This window comes from Salinibacter sp. (genome assembly GCF_042218895.1).
Taxonomy (GTDB): domain Bacteria; phylum Bacteroidota; class Rhodothermia; order Rhodothermales; family Salinibacteraceae; genus Salinibacter.
In genome coordinates this window covers 1-21,057 of sequence record NZ_JBDGQQ010000062.1, presented here as the reverse complement: position 1 = coordinate 21,057, position 21,057 = coordinate 1, and the positions used below count along the sequence as shown (strand labels likewise).

Here is a 21,057-nt window from a genome sequence, read left to right as displayed (position 1 = left end):
GGACACTTCAAAGCCGAAACCGAGAATCGTTCGGTGAACTGCGGTTCTCCACGGGTCCTCGTCGAGTAAAACCGGGATCCCCCTTGCTGCTGTCCTGACTTGAACCGGCGAGCGCTCCTCGCTCGCGAGACTGGTCTTCGACTCGGATATGGATCGGTCCGCCGAACATGCCTGGGATGAGTGTCTCGAAATTATCCGGGACAATGTGAGCCGGCAGAGCTTCCGGACCTGGTTCGAGCCCCTCGAGCCCCTGTCGTTGGAAGAAGAGGACGGCCTGCGCAGGCTCACCATTCAACTCCCAAGCCGGTTCTACTACGAGTGGCTTGAGGAGCACTACTTCTCCCTGCTCCGCAAAACCGTCACGAGGGTGCTCGGGCCCGACGGGCGGCTGTTCTACGATGTCGTCATCGAGCGAGAAGACCCGGACGATCCAGAGCAGGGGGCGTCCATGCAGCTTCCTGCCCGCCAGCCCGACGCGTCTTCATCGGAGTCTCCGGAACGTTCCTCTACGCCTCCCTCGGAGACACCCTCAGACTCCGGAGAGAGCAGGACTGGGCCGGAGAGGGGAACTGGGCCGTCAGGAGGGCCCCCGTCGGCTTCAGGTTCGCGCGCCTCCTCGGAGCCTCCCAGCCCTGAAGATCGTCCTCCGTCCCAGGACCCGCCGCCCGAGTCCACGAGCGGGGAGCCTGAGGACGAGCCGCCGGTGCAAAATCCCTTCGCGATTCCGGGCATTCAGGACACCGAGATCGATAGCCAGCTCAATGACAGCTACACCTTTGAGCGCTTTATCGAAGGGGACTGCAACCGGCTAGCCCGCAGCGCGGCCTGGTCCATTGCCCAGGAGCCGGGCACCACAGAGTTCAATCCATTTCTGGTGTACGGAGGCGTGGGGCTCGGGAAAACACACCTCATTCAGGCCATCGGCAACTACGTCAAGGCGAACCAGGCCTCCGAGACCGTTCTGTACGTCTCTAGCGAGCGCTTCACGACGGAGTTCGTGCAGTCGATTCAGCGAAACCGAATCAGCGAGTTCTCAACGTTCTACCGCCAGATCGACGTGCTCATTGTCGACGACGTGCAGTTTTTTGGGGGCAAGGAGAAGACGCAGGAGGAGTTCTTCCACGTTTTCAACTCCTTGCACCAGGCGGGCAAGCAGATCGTGCTGTCGGCCGATCGTCCGCCCCGGAAAATCGAGGGCATCGAGGAACGCCTGCTTTCCCGATTTCAATGGGGGCTGTCCGCCGACCTTCAGCCGCCTGGCCTAGAGACCCGCGTTGCCATCCTCCGGCGCAAGGCCGAGGACGACGGCATCGACCTTGGCGACGAGGTGGTCGATTTCATCGCCCGCAACATCGAAAGCAACATTCGCGAGCTCGAAGGAGCGCTGATTCGCCTCCTTGCCCACGCCACGCTGCACCAGCGAGAGATCAATCTTGCCCTTGCCACAGAGGTATTACAGGACTTCGTCGAGGAGCAGAAGGCAGACCTCACGATCGAGGACATTCAGCGCGTTGTGTGCGAATACCTAGACATCCCTGAAAATCAGGTGCGAGGAGAGACTCGGAAGCGAGAGATTGTTCGGGCTCGTCAGATTGCAATGTACTTCTCCAAGAAGTACACGCAGCACTCCCTTGAGACGATAGGGCTTCACTTCGGCGGGCGCGATCACTCGACGGTGATCCACGCCAACAGCACGGTGGAGGACCAGATGGAAGCCGACGAGCAGTTTCGGGACACGGTCGAGGAGATCGACCGGGAGATCAGCCGTCAGGGCCGGTAGTCGGTGGGCGAAAGAAGAGCGGGCCTGAATCTTCCGCCGTTTACCGCCGTACGTGGATCTGTATACAAGTTTGTTCCGTATAGAACACTCTAATTGTCGCGTCTCCTTCCGTAACGCGCTCACTCCCATGAAATTCACCACCTCCAGCGCCGATCTCCTCGAGGCGCTCAACACAGTGAAAGGCGCCGTTCCGTCGAAGAGCACGATGCCCATCCTGGAGTGCATTCTCTTCGAGCGGGCAGGCGACACCCTGCGCCTGAGCGCTACCGACCTCGAAATCTCGATCATCCAGAAGGTGCCGGTTCAGTTCGAGACGAACGGCACTCCCGAGAGCACGCCCGTTGCGGTGCCCGCCCAGCGACTCATCGACACCTTGCGTGCCCTTCCGGATCTGCCCATCGAGTTCTCGGCGGATAGCGATTTTGAGATCCGAATGGAAACCGATCAGGGCCACTACAAAATGGTGGGCCACGACGGAACGGACTACCCCGAGCTGCCGGAGCTCGAAGGGGAGCACGAGATTAACGTCGAGGGCGGCCTGCTGAGCCGAACCATCGACCGAACGGCCTTTGCCGTGAGCGAGGATGCCCTGCGCCCGGCCATGATGGGCGTGTATTTCCAGGTTGGGGAGGACGACACGAGTGTGGTGGCGACAGACGGGCATCGGCTCGTTAAGCTCGACCTACCGGAGTTGCAGGCTGGCACGTCCGTTGACTTCATTGTACCGGAGAAGGCGACGAAGCTTGCGGGCCGGATCGTGGAGGACGACGAAATCTGCAGCGTCCGGGTGGACGAGGGACACGTTAGCTTCGAATTCGGAGATTCACGCGTGGTGGCACGTCTGATCGACGAGACATATCCAAACTACGAGGCGGTCATTCCGGGGGAGAACGACCGCAACCTCGTCGTGAACCGTGCGGACATGCTCAACGCCGTCAAGCGCGTCGGGCTCTATTCCTCCAGCATGACCAATCAGATTCGGCTCGACATCACGGCCGACACCGTGACCATCTCGGCGGAGGATGTGGAGCGTTCCAGCGAAGCCGAAGAGGTAATCCGCTGCGACTACGACAGTGAAGACATGGAGATCGGTTTCAACTCAGAGTACCTCACCGAGGTGCTTAGTAACGTTGACTGCGACGAGGTGGTCTTCGAGCTCAGCTCGCCCAATCGGGCTGGCATCGTTCTGCCGCAGGAGCAGGCCGAGGACGAAGACATCCTCATGCTCATCATGCCGGTCATGCTCAACACCTACGCCTGATCCCGCGAGGCCCCTGGCCCCTTGACGTTGGGTGCACAACGGGTGCCGGCTCTCACCGGCACCCGTCTCTGATTGTGCGGGGGACGTCGGCGAACGGCCCCAGCCCGCCTCCCCCTCATCTACTCCCGCATCAGGCGCTCCTGCTGGAGGGTCTTTAGAATCTCGTAGGCCTTTTCTCTCTTCCGGCCCTGCCGCTTGACGACTGTCTTGAAGTGTCTTTGCGCTGCGTCCGTTCGTTCCTGAGCGAGCGCAATCTTTCCGAGGTAGAAGTGCGCTTCTGAGGCGAGAAAAGACCCGGGGTCAACCCGGTTCAGAACCTGCTCAAGGAGCCGCCGTGATCGTTCGAGTTTCCTGGCGTCGTAGCGCGGAAAGAGGCCGAGCGTAGAGGTCCGCGCGGCACGAAGAGCCGAAAGGGCCTCCAGGTAGCGGCCATCAACCGAAAGAGTGTCGGGCTCAGGTGTAGCATTCCGAGTCTCAGTCTCGACGTAGTTCTCGATGACTTGGTCGCTGACGTTGACGGCTGCGAGACGGTCGAGTGGAGACTGGGTTGCGACGCTCACGCCGTACAGTCCTCCGTACGCGACCCCTAGAAGCACTACCGCCATCGCAAATCTCCGCGCAAGCAGTGGGAGGTTGCGAAGAACCGTCCCAATGGAGGGCGTCGATTTCTCAGCACTCTGCACCACGGTCTCGGAAGCCTCCGTGCCTTCTGTCTCCGATTCGGTGCTGAGGACATGCCCCGTAAGCTCTTCAAACTGCGAGACCGGGTCAATGGACGCTTCGGCGTCTCTCAGCCGACGGCGGGCCGCGTTTACCTCACGTCGAAGCGCTTCATCCTCTTCGATTCGAGCTTCCAGTTTTGAGAAGGCCGACTGGAGCGCTGAGGAAACCTCGCCCGGATGGAGATACTGAGCCATCACGTACGTGGCGAGGAGTGCATCGGAGGGCATGGATTCCTGCACGTCCGCCGCAAGACGCTCAAGAGTACGGACGTCTCGGAGTAGAGGCGCCCACTCCGGATTGGCCTCTACATAGGCTTCGATCTCGCGGCGTTCCTCGACGGGCAGTTGAGGATACAACAGTATCTTTTCTTCGACATCGTCCATGGGGGAAGCGTGAAGATGTGTGTGGGACGAAAACCCCGACGTGCTGGTGCTCCGACCCTAAGAGTGGAAAATCCGGCACAGAGGAAGAGGAACTGGCGTGGACACCAACATTGCCAGGCAATGTGTTATCTGCGAAACCTCCGAACAGGGAAGCAGAGGTTATCAGTGCAGAGGGAGCATATACCTAGACACATCAGGATCGCATGCATAACGTACTGTACACAATTTTTGAATTTTCTTTCGCGCATCACATTAGGAATGTTCCCGCGGCAGGTTCTGCTAATCGACCTGATCTACGTATTCACGGAGCTTCTCGTTGCTGCGAAGATGCTTGACGGCTTTGTGTTTGTACGTTCGGATGGTGGCCACCGGCTTTCCTATCTCTTCACTGATCTCGTCAAACTCCTGATTTTCGAGAAAATAGAGCCGAGCCGGTTCCCGCAGGTAGTTGGGAAGCTCCTGGATGGCCTCAATGAGCGTCTCCCGCACAAAGCCGATGTTCGCGACGGGTTGGTCTTCATTTGCCGGTAGCTCGGGACCCTCTTCGCGGTTGATCGATTCGGAGAAGCGATTTCGCCGCTTGTAGTTAAGAAATGTGTTTTTGCAGACGACGCTGACCCAGTTCGCATACCGATCGGGACTACGGACCTCACCACGATTCTGCTGCACCTTTCGGTACGCCCGCGTGACGAGTTCGTCAGCGTCGGACGCGTTCTCAAACGTGTCTCCCGCCGACTTCGTCAGGAAGTACCGACAGATGTAACAGTACGTCCACAGGTCCATGACATACTCCGCTTCCGGGTCTTGCTTCTCCATACAACGCCGGAACGCGTCGTTTGCGGCATCGGTGTCGTCCACCGGAAAGGGAAGACGATCGGTGACAGTACGGAGCTCGGAGGACAGGCCTGACATCGCCGGACAGGTAGGCTAAAGAAAATTGGTGGAGCCCTGGAAGAGAATTTGGATCCGAAAACATAGAAAATAATAAGGTGCTGCCCGACGGACATCAAAGCGTTCTCCTCCGTCATTGCGATTGCACGTTGTGTCCCCAATCGAGTAGGGAGAGGCCTTTTTGCTTTCCACCCGCCCGTCCGGTCGCCGAGCGTGCGGGCACAGGAGCACAAGCGCGGGGCAGGCAGGCGGAAGGTACAGGCAGGCAGCGACATACCTTGTGCGAGAGCAGGACTGAATCGGCGATGCTCGAACACGGCTGTTCTGCCTTCCGTCAAGATTGAGGGAATCTCTTCGGGTCCGAAACCCTGGTCTTTCTTCCTTCGTGCCATAACGACTGAGACAGACGTTTGAACACGGAAGCGCAGAGAGGACTGGCAGCTCTCCCACTACCTCCCTGTGCCCCTCGGGCGTGCGAGACTTCTCCTGGCTCTGAGTCGGTACATCCCGGCTTCCTATCGAGATTTCGGGAGCTCCGTGTCGCCTATTGTACCGGACCTCCGGCTTCTTCTTTGGACCTGAGACGAGTGATAGACCCACGATGGATCCCCAGAGCTTCAAGACCTACAGTGCCACGCCGAGTGACATTGATCGCGACTGGTACGTCGTAGATGCTACAAACCGAATTGTGGGCCGCTTATCCTCCCGAATTGCCCACGTTCTTCGGGGGAAGCACAAGCCCATGTACACGCCGCACATGGACACGGGCGACCACGTGATTGTGGTGAATGCAGAGAAGGCCCGATTCACAGGGAGAAAGGAGCAGCAAAAACCGTACTTCGAGTATAGCGGGTATCCAGGAGGCGACCACTTTCAGACCCCGGAGGAGGTGCGGGAGAACAAGCCCGAATACATCGTCGAGCAGGCTGTGGAAGGCATGCTTCCCTCAGGTCCACTCGGGCGCGACATGTTCAAAAAGCTGAGGGTATACGCCGGTCCCGAACATCCACACGAGGCTCAGCAGCCCGATCCGCTCGAAACGGCGTAGTTGCTCGTCCCACTCGATACTGTACTCCTTTCCCGAAAATCCGACCTCCCTGTCATGCCGAAAATGACTCAGTATCAGGCCATTGGACGCCGCAAAACGGCCACAGCCCGTGTGTACCTACGGCCCGGCGACGGCTCAAGCTTCGTTATCGACGGACGCGATGCTGAGGAGTACTTTCCCAGTCCGTGGCGGCGGCGTACGCTCGACCAGCCCTTTGACGTGACCGACACGCTTGGTCAGTTCAACGTGAAGGTGAACGCCTCCGGAGGAGGACTCACGGGACAGGCCGAGGCGATTCGGCTTGGCATCGCGCGGGCCCTCGTCGAGTACGATGAGGAGCTGCGCGGCCCGCTCCGTGATGCAGGATACCTCACGCGCGACGACCGCATGAAGGAGCGCAAGAAGTACGGCCAGCCCGGCGCCCGGAAGAAGAGCCAGTACAGCAAGCGGTAACCCGGATTGGGAACGCGGAAGTGGGGTGCGGAATGGACAGATTTCCATCCCCCATCGTCACTTCTCCGGACTCAAAAAACCATACGGCCCGATGCGACAGTGGGTTGACCGTGGTTGAGTGAAGGAGCCCCGGGACGCGAAGGGAGAGACACGGACATCCTCCACGCCCTTGCGTCCCCGCACTCGAACCCGGTTTCGCTGCGCAAGCGACGGTCGTAGTAGTTGAAACCCAACTTCCATTCATTTCCAGTATACACTATGGCTGACGAGACTTCTACGCAGGATCCCGACGTTCGGGACGACACCCCTTCGGAGGCAGAGGCGCCCCCAGAGAACTCTTCCGGCGACGCCTCCGCGACCGAGGCAGAAGAGTCCCCTCCCCAGTCCACCGATGCGCCCGGGGAAACGACCGAAGAGCCCGAGACAGAAGACGCCCCGGGCTCGGACGACGAGGCGGAGGCTGCCGGTGAGCCAGCATCCGAGACCAGTGCCGACGAAACGGAGACGACCTCTGAGGAACCCGAGGAGCAGACGGAGGAGGACGAGGAAGAGACCTCCCACCGCGCAACGGTCGAGGAGCTGTTGAAGGCAGGGGCACACTTCGGCCACCTTACGAGCCGGTGGAACCCGCGCATGGAGGACTACATCTTCATGGAGCGGAACAACATCCACATCATCGACCTGATGCAGACCCAGGTTCTCCTTGACAAAGCCGCTGAGGCGGCCAAGCGGTTCGCCCGTCGAGGGAAGAAGATTCTCTTCGCCGGAACGAAAAAACAGGCGCAGGACATCGTCCGGGAGCACGCCGAGGAGTGCGGAATGCCACACATGGTGGACCGCTGGCTCGGAGGCACCATGACCAACTTCCAGACGATTCGGAAGTCCATTCGTCGCATGGAGGAGATTGAACGCATGGAGCGGGACGGTACGCTCGACAAGCTGAAAAAGAAGGAGAAGCTGATGCGGCTCCGCGAGCACGAAAAGCTCGAAAACACGCTCGGTGGGATCCGCGACATGGTTAACCTGCCCGGCGCGATTTACATCGTTGACGTGGAACGCGAGAACATCGCGGTGAGCGAGGCGCAGAATCTTGGGATTCCGATCATTGCCATGGTTGATACCAACGGCAATCCGAAGAACATCGACTACCCCGTCCCGGTCAACGATGACGCGCTGAGCTCGATCGAGCTCGTGACCTCCACGATCACGGACGCCATCGAGGAGGGCCTCCACGAGCGCAAGATGAAGAAGGAAGAGAAGAAGAAGGCTGCTCAGGGCTAGGCCTTGCGTCCCCACGCTGTTCTCGAACCGATTCTTCCCCGACCCTCTCTCCACCGAACAACATGAGCGTTTCTGCCCAGCAGGTAAAGGAACTGCGCGACGCCACGGGCGTCGGCATGATGGACTGCAAGGAGGCCCTGAAGGAGGCTGACGGCGACTTTGACGAGGCTGTCAGCATTCTCCGGAAGAAGGGGCAGGAGGTTGCCTCCGACCGGGCCGAGCAGGAAGCCGACGAGGGCCTCGTTGTCACGGCTCTTTCCGACGACCAACGCACCGGCGTCATCGTCGAGATTAACTGTGAGACTGACTTTGTCGCCCGGAACGACGACTTCCAGGAGTTTGCGAACACGGTCGCCGAGCAAACGCTGGAGAAGGAGCCCGATGACCTGGAGGAACTGAAGGCCCTCCCCTACGAGGACGACGTGACAATCGAGGACGAACTGGTAGCCCTTACCGGCCGGATTGGGGAGAAGCTTACGATCCGGCGCTTCGACGTACTCGAGAGTGACGAGGGACAGATCATCTCCTACGTCCATCCGGGCTCGAAGCTCGGCGTACTCGTGGAAGCCCAGGGGGATGGAGACGTTCAGGAGGCGGGCCGCGACGTGGCCATGCAGGTTGCGGCGCTCGAGCCGATCGCCGTCACCCGGGGTGAGGTGCCCGAAGAGGTGAAGGAAGAAGAGCGGGAGGTCGCCCGTGAGGCCGCCATCAACGAAGGCAAGCCCGAGCACGTCATCGACAACATCGTAGAGGGCAAGCTCGAACGGTTTTTCGAGGACCACGTGTTGCTGGAGCAGGCCTTCGTCAAGGACTCGTCGGTCTCGGTCAAGGAGATGCTCGATGAGGCCGGCCTCTCGGTGAAACGATTTGTCCGGTATGCTCTCGGAGACTAGTGCCGCCCTACTCGTGGTCTTGCGGGGACACCTGACCTCAGGGATCCCCCCAGCCGGTCGTCCCTGACTATCGGGTCTGTCCCGATCCGAACGACCGACTCGCCCGTGAGGCGTGTGGCAGCTTTGCTCTCGGGGGCGGGACGAAGAGAATATTGCCCCGGACGGCTTGACTTTCCGGGCACGGATGCTTGGTTGTAGGGCCGGGTGTGCCGTTTAGCGACGGCACCACCCGGCCTTGCGTACGCCCACTTGCCTCGATTTCCAGACCACGCAGGTACCATGAGCGGCCCTTCCGACGATACCTCAGCCTCCTCCCTCGAGTACAAGCGGGTGCTGCTGAAGCTCAGTGGCGAGGCCCTGCTTGGAGCGAGCCGCGAGTTCGGCATCGACGAGACCGTCCTTCAGAACTACGTGGAGGAGGTGCGGACTGCTGTCGAGTGCGGGGCCGAGGTGGCCATCGTAATTGGAGGCGGAAACATCTTCCGGGGCGTCGAGCACGCCATGGAAGGCATGACACGGGCCCACGCCGACTACATGGGAATGCTCGCGACCATGATCAACGGGATGGCCCTCCAGGACGCCCTCGAGCAGGTGGATCTCGTGACGCGCCTGCAGTCGAGCATCAAGATGGAAGAGATCGCCGAGCCCTTCATCCGTCGCCGAGCCATCCGGCACCTGGAGAAGGGGCGAGTCGTTATCTTTGGGGCTGGGACCGGGAACCCGTACTTTACGACCGACACCGCTGCGGCCCTCCGGGGCCTCGAAATTGGGGCCGACGTGATCCTGAAGGGAACTCGGGTCGACGGCATCTTCACGGCGGATCCCGAAGAGGATGACTCTGCCGAGCGATTCGAGCGCATTCATGGCGACGAGGTTCTCCGCCGGGACCTGCGCGTGATGGACATGACGGCCCTTACGCTGTGTCAGGAGTCGGAGATGCCCATCATCGTGTTCAACATGGCTGCGTCGGGGAACCTTCGACGTCTGCTGGAGGGGGAAACCGTGGGAACCCACGTGCATTGGGACGAAGCAGAATCCCCTGTTGAACGCGTTCCGGCCTGATCAGGGACCACTCCGGGACCGAGTCTATCGGGGATAACAGTGCTGCCCGCCTCACTCTCCCCCACAATCGCGCTTGTGCCATGCCCGACGACCCCATTCAAGATGTTCTAGACGACGCTGACGAGGAGATGGACGAGGCTGTCTCGTACCTGCGCTCTCAACTCCGGACGCTCCGGGCTGGTCGGGCGTCGCCGGCCATGCTCGAAAACGTGACGGTTGACTACTACGGCTCTCAAACGCCACTCGAGCAGGTAGCCAGCGTGAGCGCGCCGCAACCGGACCTTCTTGTCGTTCAACCGTTCGATCGGAGTGCCATCGAGGACATTGAACGGGGCATCATGAAGGCGGATCTGGGACTGAACCCGAACAACGACGGCGAAAAAATTCGCATTCCCATTCCCCCGCTGTCCGAGGAGCGGCGCGAGGAAATCGTCGAGACCGCCCGGGAGCGCGCTGAGGAAGCCAAGATCTCGATCCGGAACACGCGTCGTGACGCCAAGAACGAGATTCAGCGCGTCGTCGAGGAGGAGAACCTCTCGGAAGATGTGCTTTACGGCGCCGAAGAAGACCTCCAGGAAATTACTGATGAGCACACCGAGCGGGCCGAATCGCTCCTGGACCAGAAGAAGGATCAAATCATGGAGGTCTGATCTGGGGTCGAATCTCGAACCACAGGGTTCGAATTTCGGGTGAGGGGAGCACGGGCCGGATCATTCCCTCCCATCTGACATTTCGATTCCCGAATTTTACCAGTGCTGGAGGGGTGGCCGAGTGGTCGAAGGCGCTCGCCTGGAAAGCGAGTGTACCGTTCTGCGGTACCGGGGGTTCGAATCCCTCCCCCTCCGCCGTTTGTCCTTCGAGGCGTTCCGCGAAGGTCTCCGGCCCTGCTTGTATTGCATGCTCCGAGCAAAGCAGGCGTGCCCTGGCGCACACTTCGAACTGGGGTGCCCCCACCGTTTGGAGCTTGACATTTCTGACCCGAGAATTGGGAGGGTGTCCATGGGTCATGAGTTTTCCACGACGCCCCAGCCCGCCACAGACGCACAGGTTCGTTGCAGGCTAGCTTCTTCGTCGCCTTCTCGACCTGTCCCCCCGACAGACCCTCGGGGATCTCATCTCGTCCCCGCTCTCGTAGACTTTTCGCTCCGCTGCTCCTTCCCATGATTCACAGCATGACAGGCTTTGGGCGCGGCCATGTCAGCAACGAGAGCGCCTCGGCGACCGTCGAGATTCAGTCAACGAACAAGCGTCACCTTGACATTTACGTCCACCTGCCCGATCCCCTCCCTGAGGCCGAATCGGAGGTACGGACACGCATGGAAGAGGCCTTTGAACGGGGGCAGTTTGACATCAACGTGTCGGTGGAGTTGAAAGAGACCGACGACCTGCCGATGAATCTCGACGCCGACGCGGCATTGCGCCACAAGGAGCGGCTCGAACAGCTCTGTGCGGCCGCGCAGATCAAAGATTCCATCGGTCTCGATCACCTACTGGAATTCGAGGACATCTTCGCGGCTGAGGAGGAGCGAGAGGCCGCCAAAATTCAGCGTGCGTGGCCGGTGGTGGTTCGAGCCCTCGATGCCGCGATCGAAGACCTGCGGGAGATGCGGCGCGAGGAAGGGGCGGCCCTCCAGGAGGACCTGGAGCATCGGACCCAGGTCATCGACGAGCACCTCGACGCAATCGAGGAGCGAGCCCCTACCCGTGTTGAGGAGCGGCAGCGTCGGCTCCGGGAACGACTCCAGGAGCTTCTCGACGACGAGCACATCGATGCCAACCGTCTTGAGACCGAGGTTGCCCTCATGGCCGACAAGCTCGACGTTACCGAGGAGTGTGTTCGTCTTCATTCGCACCTCAACATGTTCCGCGAAGCCCTTACTGGGGATGAGCCGGCAGGCCGGAAACTCAAGTTCATCACACAGGAGATCCACCGGGAGGCCAACACGATCGGTGCGAAGGCCAACGACGAAGCAATCTCTCGACAGGCCGTGGAGATGAAAGAGGAGATTGAGAAGATCAAAGAGCAGATTCGTAACGTTGAATAACTTCGGTTCTCTTCCCTTTGGTCCGGTCCCCAAATGCCCGACCACAGCATTGTTGTCCTGACAGCTCCGAGCGGGGCGGGTAAGACCACCATTGCCCACCGGGTCCTGGATGCCCTTCCGGCGATGCAGTTTTCGGTGTCGGCCACGACGCGCCCTCCTCGTCCCGATGAGACCGACGGTGTGGACTACCACTTCCTCTCCACCGAGAAATTCCAGGCGCGGATCGAGGCTGGCGACCTCCTTGAGTACCAGGAAGTGTATCCTGGCCGGTACTACGGCACGCTCCGGTCGGAGGTAGAAGCTAAGACCGAAGAGGGCCCCGTGCTCTTGGACATCGACGTGAATGGGGCCCTCAACGTGAAGCGCATCTTCGGAGACGACGCGCTCGTTCTCTTCATTGCCCCTCCCTCTCTCGAAGAGCTACAACGCCGACTCGAAAGCCGTGGCACCGAGGACGTGAAGTCCCTTCAGGCTCGCCTCGATCGGGTCGAGCAGGAGATGGAAAAGGCCGAGGTTTGCGATGCGGTCGTTGTGAATGATGACCTGGATGCCGCGGTCGAAGAAACCCTAACCCGGACCCGTCAGTTTTTAGACTTGTAGACGTTTTGTCTCCACGGGTTACTTTTACACCGGAGTATGGTCCCCGAATGGCGGACGAACATGGCTTGTGAGGTGTGAGAGCAGACCAGCGTCCCCGGATGACACCCATCACGGACACGCCGATGCAGGCAGGCACCCGGACAGAACCCGTAGTACAACGTACTCCTTGACAGCAGCCTCCACTCCACCATGGCGATCGAAACACTCGACATTGACGAGCTAGCCGATCGGACCGGCAACCTTTACGAAACGGTAGCGATTCTGTCGAAGCGTTCTCGACAGGTGGCGTCCGACATGCGCTCGGAGCTTGACGACAAGCTGTCCTACTTCGAGGGCTTCGGGCCAGAAATGGAAGACGTACGCATGCAGGAAGAGCAGGAGAAAGTCTCTCTCGAGTACGAGCAAAAGCCTGAACCGACGGAAATCGCCATCGATGAGTTCCTTGAGAACAAGATCTACTACCGGAAGCCCGACGAGTAGTGCCTCCGCTCTTTTCGCAGCCGACTGATACGGCACCGTCTTGGCCCGAATCCGGCTGACGGCCCCTTCGTTCTGCGACCTTTGCAGGACGAACAGGGCCACCGACCGGGTGTTCGTTGGCCCCTTCTCCTCGCTTTGACTTCCCGTTTCCATGTCTTCTTCCCCCCCCGATCTGTCCGGGCGGCACGTGGTGCTGGGCGTGACGGGGAGCATCGCAGCGTACAAGGCGGCATCGCTCGTCCGGCTCTTGAAGAAGGCCAGCGCCGAGGTGCAGGTGCTCATGACGCCTGACGCCGAGCGCTTCGTTTCGTCGCTCACGCTTGGGACCTTGTCGGAGGGTGACGTCCTTACGGAAGTCTTTCCCGACGACGAGGACGGATCCTGGACGAAGCATGTGACCCTGGGCCAGTGGGCTGATCTCTTCGTCGTGGCTCCCGCTACGGCGCAGACGATTGCGAAGCTCGCCCACGGCTTTTGCGATTCGATGCTCACGGCTACGGCCCTTTCGGCCCGGTGTCCGGTACTGGTGTGTCCGGCAATGGACCGGGACATGTATCGTCATGAGGCCACGCAGGCCAACCTGGAGCGCCTCCGCGAGATCGGGTACGACGTCATGCCTGCCGCTCACGGGGAGCTTGCGAGCGGGCTTGTGGGAAAGGGACGGATGCCTGAACCGGAGGCCATCCGCGACCGTGTGGCCAGTATGGTCGACGAGACGCCCTCGGCTGGAGAGAGGTCTTCGTCCGGCGGTGAGAATTCCCTCGCCGGCACGGAAGTGCTCGTGACCGCAGGGCCGACCCAGGAGCCTCTCGATCCAGTTCGGGTTCTCACCAATCCGTCGACGGGGACGATGGGCTACGTTCTGGCCGAAGCAGCGGCCCGGCGGGGCGGATCGGTGACGCTCGTAACCGGACCCACGTCTCTCTCCCCGCCCTCGGACGCCGAGGTGGTACAGGTGCAGACCGCCGAGGAGATGAACGAGGCCGTTCAGGCACGCCGGGAGGAAGCCGAACTTGTCTTCATGGCGGCAGCTGTGGCCGACTACGCCCCGGCCAACCCTTCCTCGACAAAGCGCAAGAAGGACGACCACGATCTCGTCTTGCACCTTCGTCGAACACCTGATATCCTAAAGGCGCTCGGCGAAAACAAACGACCGGATCAGGTGCTCGTGGGCTTCGCGCTGGAAACGGACGATGAGCTCGAAAACGCCCGGCGCAAGCTGGAGGAGAAGAACCTCGACTGGATTGCGCTGAACAATCCAACAGAGGAGGGGTCCGGCTTTGGACCATCTACGAACCGAGTGACGCTCCTCCGGCGTGGGGGCTCGGCCGAGGAGCTTCCCCGCATGCCGAAGACCGAGGTCGCAGAGGCCCTGCTCGACCGCGTAACGGCGGCCCGTCAGGCCGAGGGCTCCTAACCACGAAGAGCCCTGAAAGCAGAAGAAAACAGAAACGGTGCCCCTCACCTTCCCCCTGTTTCATGCGCGATCTCCTCCGCGAACTGCGAAGCATCATCGAGCACGAGCGTGCCCTGTACGGGAATACGCTCCCTCTGGCCGAAACGGCTTCGTCGTCCGAGCCCGACTCCGAGCACACGGACTCATCTGCTTCTTCTGACGACCCTTCTTCCGACGGCCCCATGCCCAACTACGATCTGTTCGGCAACCAGGTTGACCCCGCCGAAGACCCTTCCCTCCCCCCCTGGAAACGCGTCGAAGCTCTCATCCCCGACGACGAGCCCTACAAGGACGCCGAAACGCTGGAAGAGGTGGAATCCTACCTTGCCGACAACGTACTCGTCCCCATCGACGAGGACCGCGAAAATCCCGTCTTCGGTGTCGGCGACCCGGAGGCCGATCTCATCATTATTGGAGAGGCCCCCGGACGAGACGAAGATAAGGAGGGAGAGCCCTTCGTAGGCCGGGCCGGACAGCTTCTCGACAAGATCCTCGACGCTATCAACTTTGAGCGAGAGGAGGTCTACATCACCAACATCCTCAAGAGCCGGCCGCCGCGGAACCGAAATCCGAAATCGGGAGAGATCGATGCCCACCTCCCCGTCCTCTATAAGCAGATCGCCCTCATCCGGCCCAGGATCATCCTCGCGGTCGGCAAGGTCGCCGGAAACACGATGCTAGACCGGAGCTCGTCCCTCTCCAACCTGCGGGACACGGAGCACGACTTCTACGGCATTCCGCTCATGGTAACCTACCATCCGGCGGCCCTTCTTCGTAATCCGCAGTGGAAGCGGCCTACCTGGGAGGACGTCAAGCTTCTCCGCACCCGCTACGATCAGCTCATGGACGAAACCTGACCGACCCCGTATCGGTCTCCTTTTCGGAATTCCCTCCCGCCGTTTTGTGCACCCTCGTGGGGCCGTCCGTCGTGCCCTCCGGCTAGCTCTCTTCTGTCCATGGCTGACAGCGACGACTCGCAACGGCTTAACATCGACGAGTCTTCCGACCCGGCCTATCCCCTCGACAAGATGCGGGGACAGCAGGGCAATCGGGAGCAGGCCGAGGCTGTCCACAAGCAATCGGGACGCATGCCCCCGCAGGCCGTCGACGTCGAAAAGTCGGTACTCGGGGCCATGCTCATCGAGCGGGAGGCTATTCCGCAGGTAATCGAGGTCCTCCCGCCCGATGCTTTCTACAGCGGCAAGCACCAAAAAATTTACGCCGCGATCCGGAGCCTCTTTGAGCGCGGCAACCCCGTTGACCTCGTGACGCTCAACGAAGAACTCAAGCGTCGCGACCAGCTCGAAGACGTGGGGGGCTCGTACTACTTGACGGAGCTCACCACGGAGGTGGCCTCGGCCGCCAACGTCGAACATCACGCCCGCATCATCGCGGAGAAGTCTTTGCTCCGCAAGATGATCGAGACGATGACCTCGGTCGTGCGGAAGGCCTACGATCCTAGTGCCGATGCCTTTGAGCTCCTCGACGAGGCTGAGAGCAAGATCTTCCAGATCTCGGACAATCAGCTCCGAAAGGCCGCCGCGCCGATGAAGGAGGTGGTCAAGGATACGTTTGAGCACCTTGAGACCATCCACGGGCAGGAGGGCGGCATCACGGGCGTTCCCAGCGGCTTTTCGAAGCTCGACGATCTTACAAGCGGCTGGCAGGACTCCGACCTTATCATCATCGCGGCGAGGCCGTCGATGGGAAAGTGCCTCGGCAAGGGCACACCCGTGATGATGTACGATGGGCGCACAAAGCCGGTGGAGGAGGTGGAGGTCGGCGACCGGCTCATGGGCGACGATGGCTCTCCCCGTACCGTGCAGTCTCTTGCCCGGGGCCGCGAGCAGATGTACTGGGTCCGTCAGAAGCGGGGCATGGACTACCGCGTGAACGAGAGCCACATCCTGTCCCTCAAGAAGAGCCGCCGGGAGGGGGCCCGCCCGCGAGGGGACGTTACGGACATTTCAGTACGTGACTACCTGGAGCAGTCCGACAAGTGGAAGGACGACAACAAGGGCTTCAAGGTGGCCGCAGAGTTTCCCGACAAGCCCGTTCCGGTCGACCCGTACCTTCTGGGGCTCTGGCTTGGAGACGGCAAGTCGGACAGTGCTCGCATTTATACGACCGACGATCCCGTGATTTCGGAGCTTCGCGAGATTGCGGGACAGCGAGGAGATACCATTAGCGTGTCCGATGAACATCGTCGCTGTCCGGCGTACCTCATCAAGAGTGGTGAACGTGGGGGGGAAATGGCCACGCGAGAGTCCGTGCAGGGGGATCTCCGAGAGCTGGGGATCCTGAACGACAAACACATTCCCCGGCAGTACATCGGCAATTCGCGTGCGAAACGCCTGCGGCTCCTTGCCGGCCTTATTGACAGTGACGGACACCTCAACGACGGATACGGCGGGACCTACGAGATCACGCAGTACAACGAGCGGCTGGCCCGGGACATCAAGTTCCTCTGCGACACGCTCGGCTACCGCACGTCTCTGAACACGAAAACGGCTCGCATTGCGTCCACGGGCCATGAGTCAGAGGTCCACCGTGTACGCTTCAACGGAAATGTGGACGAGATTCCCGTCCAGGTCGAACGCAAACAGGCCGACGCCTGGACGGACTTTCGGGACTGGCGTGTGACCGGGATTGAGGTGGAGCCGGACGGCATGGGCGAATACTACGGCTTCACGCTCGACGGCAACGGTCGCTTCCTGCTCGCCGACGGCACGGTGACGCACAATACGGCCTTCGCGCTTGCGTCCGCCCAAAACGCCGCCACCCATCCCGAGCGGCCGACGGGCGTAGCAGTCTTCTCGCTGGAGATGGGCGCGCAGCAGCTTGCCCAACGCATGCTCACGTCGCAGGCGCGCGTGGATGCCCACAAGGCCCGCACAGGCCGGATGGAGGACGACGACTGGCAGCGCCTCGCGCGGGCGGCGGGAAGCCTCAGTGAGGCAGAAATCTTCATCGACGACACGCCGGGGCTGAGCGTACTTGAGCTCCGGGCCAAGTGCCGTCGCCTGAAGGCCGAACACGACATCGGGCTCGTGGTGGTTGACTACCTCCAGCTCATGCAGGCCTCCGGATCCAATCTCCGGAGCGGGGCCAACCGCGAGCAAGAGATCGCTCACATTTCGCGGTCGCTGAAGGGCCTGGCTAAAGAGCTAGACCTCCCTGTCATCGCGCTCTCCCAGCTCAACCGCGCCGTCGAGAACCGAGGCGGGGACAAGCGGCCCCAGCTTTCGGACCTGAGAGAGTCGGGGAGCATCGAACAGGATGCGGACGTGGTCGCCTTTATCTACCGGGCCGAGCGCTACGGCATCACGGTCGACGAGCAGGGCAACTCCACTGAGGGCATCGCCGAGATCATCGTGAGCAAGCAACGAAACGGTCCCATCGGCACCGTCGAACTCGCCTTCGTCAAGCAATACGCCCGGTTCGAGCCCCTCACGGCACAGTACGACGAGCCGGGCGGCCCGCCGCAGGGGGACGGCTCCGCGCCGATGGGACCGGCGCCGGGCGAGAGTGCGGGCGGCCCTGCTGACGGGGGAGGTGGAGATTCCTTTGAGGATGATGCGCCGTTTTAACGACGGGGACGCAACGCCTCGGAATCCACGACGGCGACCTCACGGATCACCGGAGGCATTTGGGCTTGGAATCACTGATTCGTCGGTAAGGGTTTACAAAACAGTCTGATTTCTCGGTGCTGTAAACCCTTTTCATCCAGTCCGCTCGTCGTCATGTCCATCGCAGGCGCCCGCATCAAGCAGGCCCGTCGCCGCGCCAAGTGGTCCCAGCGTGACCTTTCTTCCAAGGTCGACGTGAGCCCCACGACGATCTCGAAGTACGAGCGCGGCCTGTCGAGGCCCGGCTCTGAGGTGCTCATGCAGATCGCCGACGCGCTGGATTTGGACGTGTCGTTTTTCCTGCGGCCGCAGCGGGTGGGCACTGTCGAGCCCGCGTACCGCAAGCTCTCGTCCCTCAACAAGGGCGACGAGCGGCAGCTCACGGAGCGGATCCGCGACTGGCTGGAGCGTTACCTGGAGGCCGAGGAAATCGTGGAGCCCGAACCCGCCGCGTTCGAGTCGCCCCCCGGTTTTCCGTATCCCGTCGGCTCCATGGGCGACGCCGAGGCCGCCGCGATGGCACTCCGCGAAGCCTGGAACCTCGGCACAGACCCCCTCGAGGACGTGACCGCTCTCCTCGAAGACCACGGGATCCGTGTGGGCGTCATCGAGGCCGATGACGATTTTGATGCTTGCACGTTTCGGGCGGAGATTAATGGCGACGTACCTGTCGTCGTCACCCGCGAGGGTGTTCCGGGGGATCGTCAGCGCTTCAGCCTAGCCCACGAGCTCGGTCACCTCGTGCTGGATGTGGCGGACGAGCTCGACACCGAGGATGCGTGCAACCGATTTGCCGGGGCGCTTCTGGCTCCGGAGCCCGCCGTGCGTGACGCCATCGGGGAGTCGGAGCGAGAGGCCATCACCCTCAAGGAACTCCTCATGCTGAAGCACCGGTTCGGCATCAGCATGCAGGCCCTGATCTTCCGCTTCCGCGACCTGCGGATTATCTCCGATCACTCGGCGGCCAAGGCGCATCGGGACTTCCGAAAGAATGGAGGGCACGAGGAAGAGCCCGGCAACCCTGTCGAGCCGGAGGAGCCGGAGCGCTTTCACCTGCTCGTGCTGCGGGCGTTTGCCGAGGGCCTCATCGGCGAGAAGCGGGCCCGTGAGCTCTACGGCGGCCCCATCGCGGACTTCGAATCGGACCTCCAGCCCGTCGCGTGAGTCCCGGTGCCTGCTGCGTCACCGACACGAACGTGTGGATTGACCTCCGGGTGGGGAATCTCCTCGACAACGTGTTTGAGTTGGATGCCCGATGGCTAATCCCCGACCTCGTCGGACGTGAGCTGGGCACCGAACGGAAGGAACTGCTGGTCGAGTGGGGGCTGGAGTCGAGGCCGTTATTCGGCTCAACGAGGCCTATTCCGCGCCGTCCCGCACCGACATGGCGACGCTCGTCGTGGCCCGGGCCGAGGACGGCATCCTGGTGACGGGCGACGGGGCGCTCCGAGACGCCGCCGAGACGGAAGGCATCGAGGTGCACGGCACGCTCTGGATCGTGGATGCCCTCGTGGACACGGGCACCGTGGCGCCCCCGGAGGCCGCTCGGGCGCTGCAACTGATGATGGAGGCGGACCGGCGGCTGCCCGAGGACGAGGTGAATCAGCGCGTCGACGCGTAGCAGTCGTGAGGGCTGTCGTAGCTATGCGACTGCACCTCCGAGACATTCATTCTAACTGCCAGGAACGTCGCGCGAGCCGTTCTGAAGAAGGCAGTCGACTTTCTCCACTATGGACTCTCACACCCAGTTCCTTCCCATAGCGAAAACCTGCTCGATTCATAGTTCGACGCGCCGCCACCGATCCTCCTGCACCGGGAACAGATCCGGATTCTGCATCTCGGTCCAGTCCTCGAAGCCGAAGCTGCCGTCGAGGTGATTGAGGTACAACCCGATCGCGTTGCCGTGTGAACTCACGAGCACGCGCTCACCGTCGTCGTGCCGACTCCGCAAATCATCGAGGGCCTCCCCGACCCGTCGCAGACACGCGGCGCTCGATTCCCCGCCGGGAAGCATCAGGCTGAAGTCCGCCCAGACGCGCCGGAGGGCCTCCCTGTGATCGTCGAGCCACCGGTCCGTCAGTTCACGTTCCCGCAGCCGGGCATCGCTGCGAATCGATAGGTTCCGATCCGCAGCGAGGGGCCGCACCGTCGCCACCGCCCTACGGTACGGGCTGGAGTAGACCGCGTCGATCCGGCAGCCCGCGAACCGGTCGACGAGGGCCTGCACCTGTTTCGTTCCCGTCTCGCTCAGCGGCCAGTCCGGTTCAGGTTCGTCGGGGGACGGGTCGCTTTCCGCGTGGCGGAGCAGGTAGATTACCGATGTGTGAGGAAATACCTAAACTAAACCAACTTCCCGAAAGAAGCTCTTTATGATCTCTACCTTGTGGCGCAGCCGCTCTTTTGCTTTTCGGAGCTCAGTTTTGAGGTGATCGAGGCCTTGGCAGCAGAGGTTCTTCATTTCGACGTTCTTGAGATAATTCCAGACGCCCTCGTCCGGGTTCAAATCCGGGGCGTAGCCTGGCAGTTGCTCCAGGTGGAGGCGCCGGGAGGCTCCCCCGGCAAGAAACTCCCTGACCGTTTGTCCCCGGTGGGCGGGAAGCCCGCCGATGGATCGTCAGCTTTCCCGAAATCTCTCGCAGAACGTGGCGAAGGAATCGAACTACCTCCTCGCCACTGATAGACTGCTCTCTGGCGTACATGTAGAGCTTCCCGGCCCGGGTGATGCCACTGATTGTCGAGAGGTTGTCGTAGTTGAGCGGGGCTCGAAGCTCCGGCGTTTCTCCCCGGGGAGCCCAAGTCCGAACCGCAGCGGGAAGCTGGTAAAAACCGGCCTCATCGACGAACATCACAGTTCGATCCTCAGTCTCGGCTTTTTTTAACTCGCGGCCACTCCTCCTCTTTCCACTCCTCGATGGCCTCCTCATCGCGCCTGTTGGAGCGGTGGTCCGGTTTCTGGCGGCTCCACCCGATCTGATCCAAGATTCGACCGACCTGAGACACGTCGTACTCGACATCAAACTCCTCTTCGATGACCTTTCTGACTCGCTTTCGAGTCCAAACCTCGCCCCGAAA

Annotated in this window: 21 protein-coding genes, 1 tRNA gene and 1 pseudogene; 17 read left to right on the top strand and 6 right to left on the bottom strand. The window is 61.3% G+C overall.

Annotated features, from left to right (window positions below):
• Window positions 1–148: 148 nt before the first annotated feature.
• On the top strand, window positions 149–1,780 hold the full coding sequence (gene dnaA, locus ABEL04_RS06455) for a chromosomal replication initiator protein DnaA (RefSeq protein ID WP_375801564.1): 1,632 nt from the start codon (window positions 149–151) through the stop codon (window positions 1,778–1,780).
• 127 nt (window positions 1,781–1,907) lie between these two features.
• Window positions 1,908–3,041, top strand: coding sequence for a DNA polymerase III subunit beta (gene dnaN / locus ABEL04_RS06450; protein WP_375801563.1), 1,134 nt, complete (start codon window positions 1,908–1,910; stop codon window positions 3,039–3,041).
• 119 nt (window positions 3,042–3,160) lie between these two features.
• Here dnaN and ABEL04_RS06445 read toward each other — a convergent pair whose 3' ends face one another.
• On the bottom strand, window positions 3,161–4,147 hold the full coding sequence (locus ABEL04_RS06445; RefSeq protein WP_375801562.1) for a tol-pal system YbgF family protein: 987 nt from the start codon (window positions 4,145–4,147) through the stop codon (window positions 3,161–3,163).
• Window positions 4,148–4,426: 279 nt separating this feature from the next.
• Window positions 4,427–5,059, bottom strand: a complete 633-nt coding sequence (locus ABEL04_RS06440; RefSeq protein ID WP_375801561.1) for an RNA polymerase sigma factor — start codon at window positions 5,057–5,059, stop codon at window positions 4,427–4,429.
• 580 nt (window positions 5,060–5,639) lie between these two features.
• Between ABEL04_RS06440 and rplM the strand changes: the two genes are divergently transcribed.
• From rplM to ABEL04_RS06365, 15 genes are all read left to right on the top strand, one after another.
• The gene (rplM, locus tag ABEL04_RS06435) at window positions 5,640–6,086 is read left to right on the top strand and encodes a 50S ribosomal protein L13 (protein WP_375801560.1); all 447 of its coding nucleotides are present in this window, start codon (window positions 5,640–5,642) and stop codon (window positions 6,084–6,086) included.
• A gap of 54 nt (window positions 6,087–6,140) precedes the next feature.
• Complete coding sequence (gene rpsI / locus ABEL04_RS06430) at window positions 6,141–6,539, top strand: 30S ribosomal protein S9 (RefSeq protein WP_375801559.1); 399 nt, start codon at window positions 6,141–6,143, stop codon at window positions 6,537–6,539.
• 258 nt (window positions 6,540–6,797) lie between these two features.
• On the top strand, window positions 6,798–7,820 hold the full coding sequence (gene rpsB, locus ABEL04_RS06425) for a 30S ribosomal protein S2 (RefSeq protein ID WP_375801558.1): 1,023 nt from the start codon (window positions 6,798–6,800) through the stop codon (window positions 7,818–7,820).
• A gap of 62 nt (window positions 7,821–7,882) precedes the next feature.
• The gene (tsf, locus tag ABEL04_RS06420; protein WP_375801557.1) at window positions 7,883–8,713 is read left to right on the top strand and encodes a translation elongation factor Ts; all 831 of its coding nucleotides are present in this window, start codon (window positions 7,883–7,885) and stop codon (window positions 8,711–8,713) included.
• A gap of 279 nt (window positions 8,714–8,992) precedes the next feature.
• On the top strand, window positions 8,993–9,775 hold the full coding sequence (pyrH, locus tag ABEL04_RS06415) for a UMP kinase (RefSeq protein WP_375801556.1): 783 nt from the start codon (window positions 8,993–8,995) through the stop codon (window positions 9,773–9,775).
• Between the two features lie 80 nt (window positions 9,776–9,855).
• On the top strand, window positions 9,856–10,425 hold the full coding sequence (gene frr, locus ABEL04_RS06410; RefSeq protein ID WP_375801555.1) for a ribosome recycling factor: 570 nt from the start codon (window positions 9,856–9,858) through the stop codon (window positions 10,423–10,425).
• 107 nt (window positions 10,426–10,532) lie between these two features.
• A tRNA-Ser gene (locus ABEL04_RS06405) sits at window positions 10,533–10,620 on the top strand.
• Between the two features lie 315 nt (window positions 10,621–10,935).
• Window positions 10,936–11,820, top strand: coding sequence for a YicC/YloC family endoribonuclease (locus ABEL04_RS06400; protein WP_375801554.1), 885 nt, complete (start codon window positions 10,936–10,938; stop codon window positions 11,818–11,820).
• A 33-nt stretch (window positions 11,821–11,853) separates the two neighbouring features.
• On the top strand, window positions 11,854–12,420 hold the full coding sequence (gmk, locus tag ABEL04_RS06395) for a guanylate kinase (RefSeq protein WP_375801553.1): 567 nt from the start codon (window positions 11,854–11,856) through the stop codon (window positions 12,418–12,420).
• A gap of 189 nt (window positions 12,421–12,609) precedes the next feature.
• Window positions 12,610–12,900 (top strand): DNA-directed RNA polymerase subunit omega, encoded by a 291-nt coding sequence (locus ABEL04_RS06390; RefSeq protein WP_375801552.1) that lies wholly within the window; start codon window positions 12,610–12,612, stop codon window positions 12,898–12,900.
• Window positions 12,901–13,051: 151 nt separating this feature from the next.
• Window positions 13,052–14,317, top strand: coding sequence for a bifunctional phosphopantothenoylcysteine decarboxylase/phosphopantothenate--cysteine ligase CoaBC (gene coaBC, locus ABEL04_RS06385; protein ID WP_375801551.1), 1,266 nt, complete (start codon window positions 13,052–13,054; stop codon window positions 14,315–14,317).
• 62 nt (window positions 14,318–14,379) lie between these two features.
• Window positions 14,380–15,213 carry a uracil-DNA glycosylase family protein gene (locus ABEL04_RS06380; RefSeq protein WP_375801550.1) on the top strand — a complete coding sequence of 278 codons (834 nt, stop codon included), beginning with the start codon at window positions 14,380–14,382 and terminating at the stop codon, window positions 15,211–15,213.
• Between the two features lie 99 nt (window positions 15,214–15,312).
• Window positions 15,313–17,946, top strand: a complete 2,634-nt coding sequence (gene dnaB, locus ABEL04_RS06375) for a replicative DNA helicase (RefSeq protein WP_375801549.1) — start codon at window positions 15,313–15,315, stop codon at window positions 17,944–17,946.
• Window positions 17,947–18,099: 153 nt separating this feature from the next.
• Window positions 18,100–19,149, top strand: a complete 1,050-nt coding sequence (locus ABEL04_RS06370; protein WP_375801548.1) for a helix-turn-helix domain-containing protein — start codon at window positions 18,100–18,102, stop codon at window positions 19,147–19,149.
• A gap of 154 nt (window positions 19,150–19,303) precedes the next feature.
• Window positions 19,304–19,606 (top strand): hypothetical protein, encoded by a 303-nt coding sequence (locus ABEL04_RS06365; RefSeq protein ID WP_375801547.1) that lies wholly within the window; start codon window positions 19,304–19,306, stop codon window positions 19,604–19,606.
• Between the two features lie 156 nt (window positions 19,607–19,762).
• Here the strand turns inward: ABEL04_RS06365 and ABEL04_RS06360 are convergent, their stop codons facing one another.
• The 4 genes and pseudogenes from ABEL04_RS06360 to ABEL04_RS06345 form a co-directional block, all read right to left on the bottom strand.
• Window positions 19,763–20,293: a histidine phosphatase family protein gene (locus tag ABEL04_RS06360; RefSeq protein WP_375801576.1), complete on the bottom strand. Its 531-nt coding sequence runs from the start codon at window positions 20,291–20,293 to the stop codon at window positions 19,763–19,765.
• A gap of 27 nt (window positions 20,294–20,320) precedes the next feature.
• Complete coding sequence (locus ABEL04_RS06355) at window positions 20,321–20,593, bottom strand: transposase (RefSeq protein WP_375801575.1); 273 nt, start codon at window positions 20,591–20,593, stop codon at window positions 20,321–20,323.
• Window positions 20,594–20,621: 28 nt separating this feature from the next.
• Window positions 20,622–20,831 (bottom strand): annotated as a pseudogene (locus ABEL04_RS06350) (transposase); the annotation flags it as partial.
• 13 nt (window positions 20,832–20,844) lie between these two features.
• The coding region (locus ABEL04_RS06345; protein WP_375801546.1) for a winged helix-turn-helix domain-containing protein at window positions 20,845–21,057 on the bottom strand (213 nt) is incomplete at its 5' end.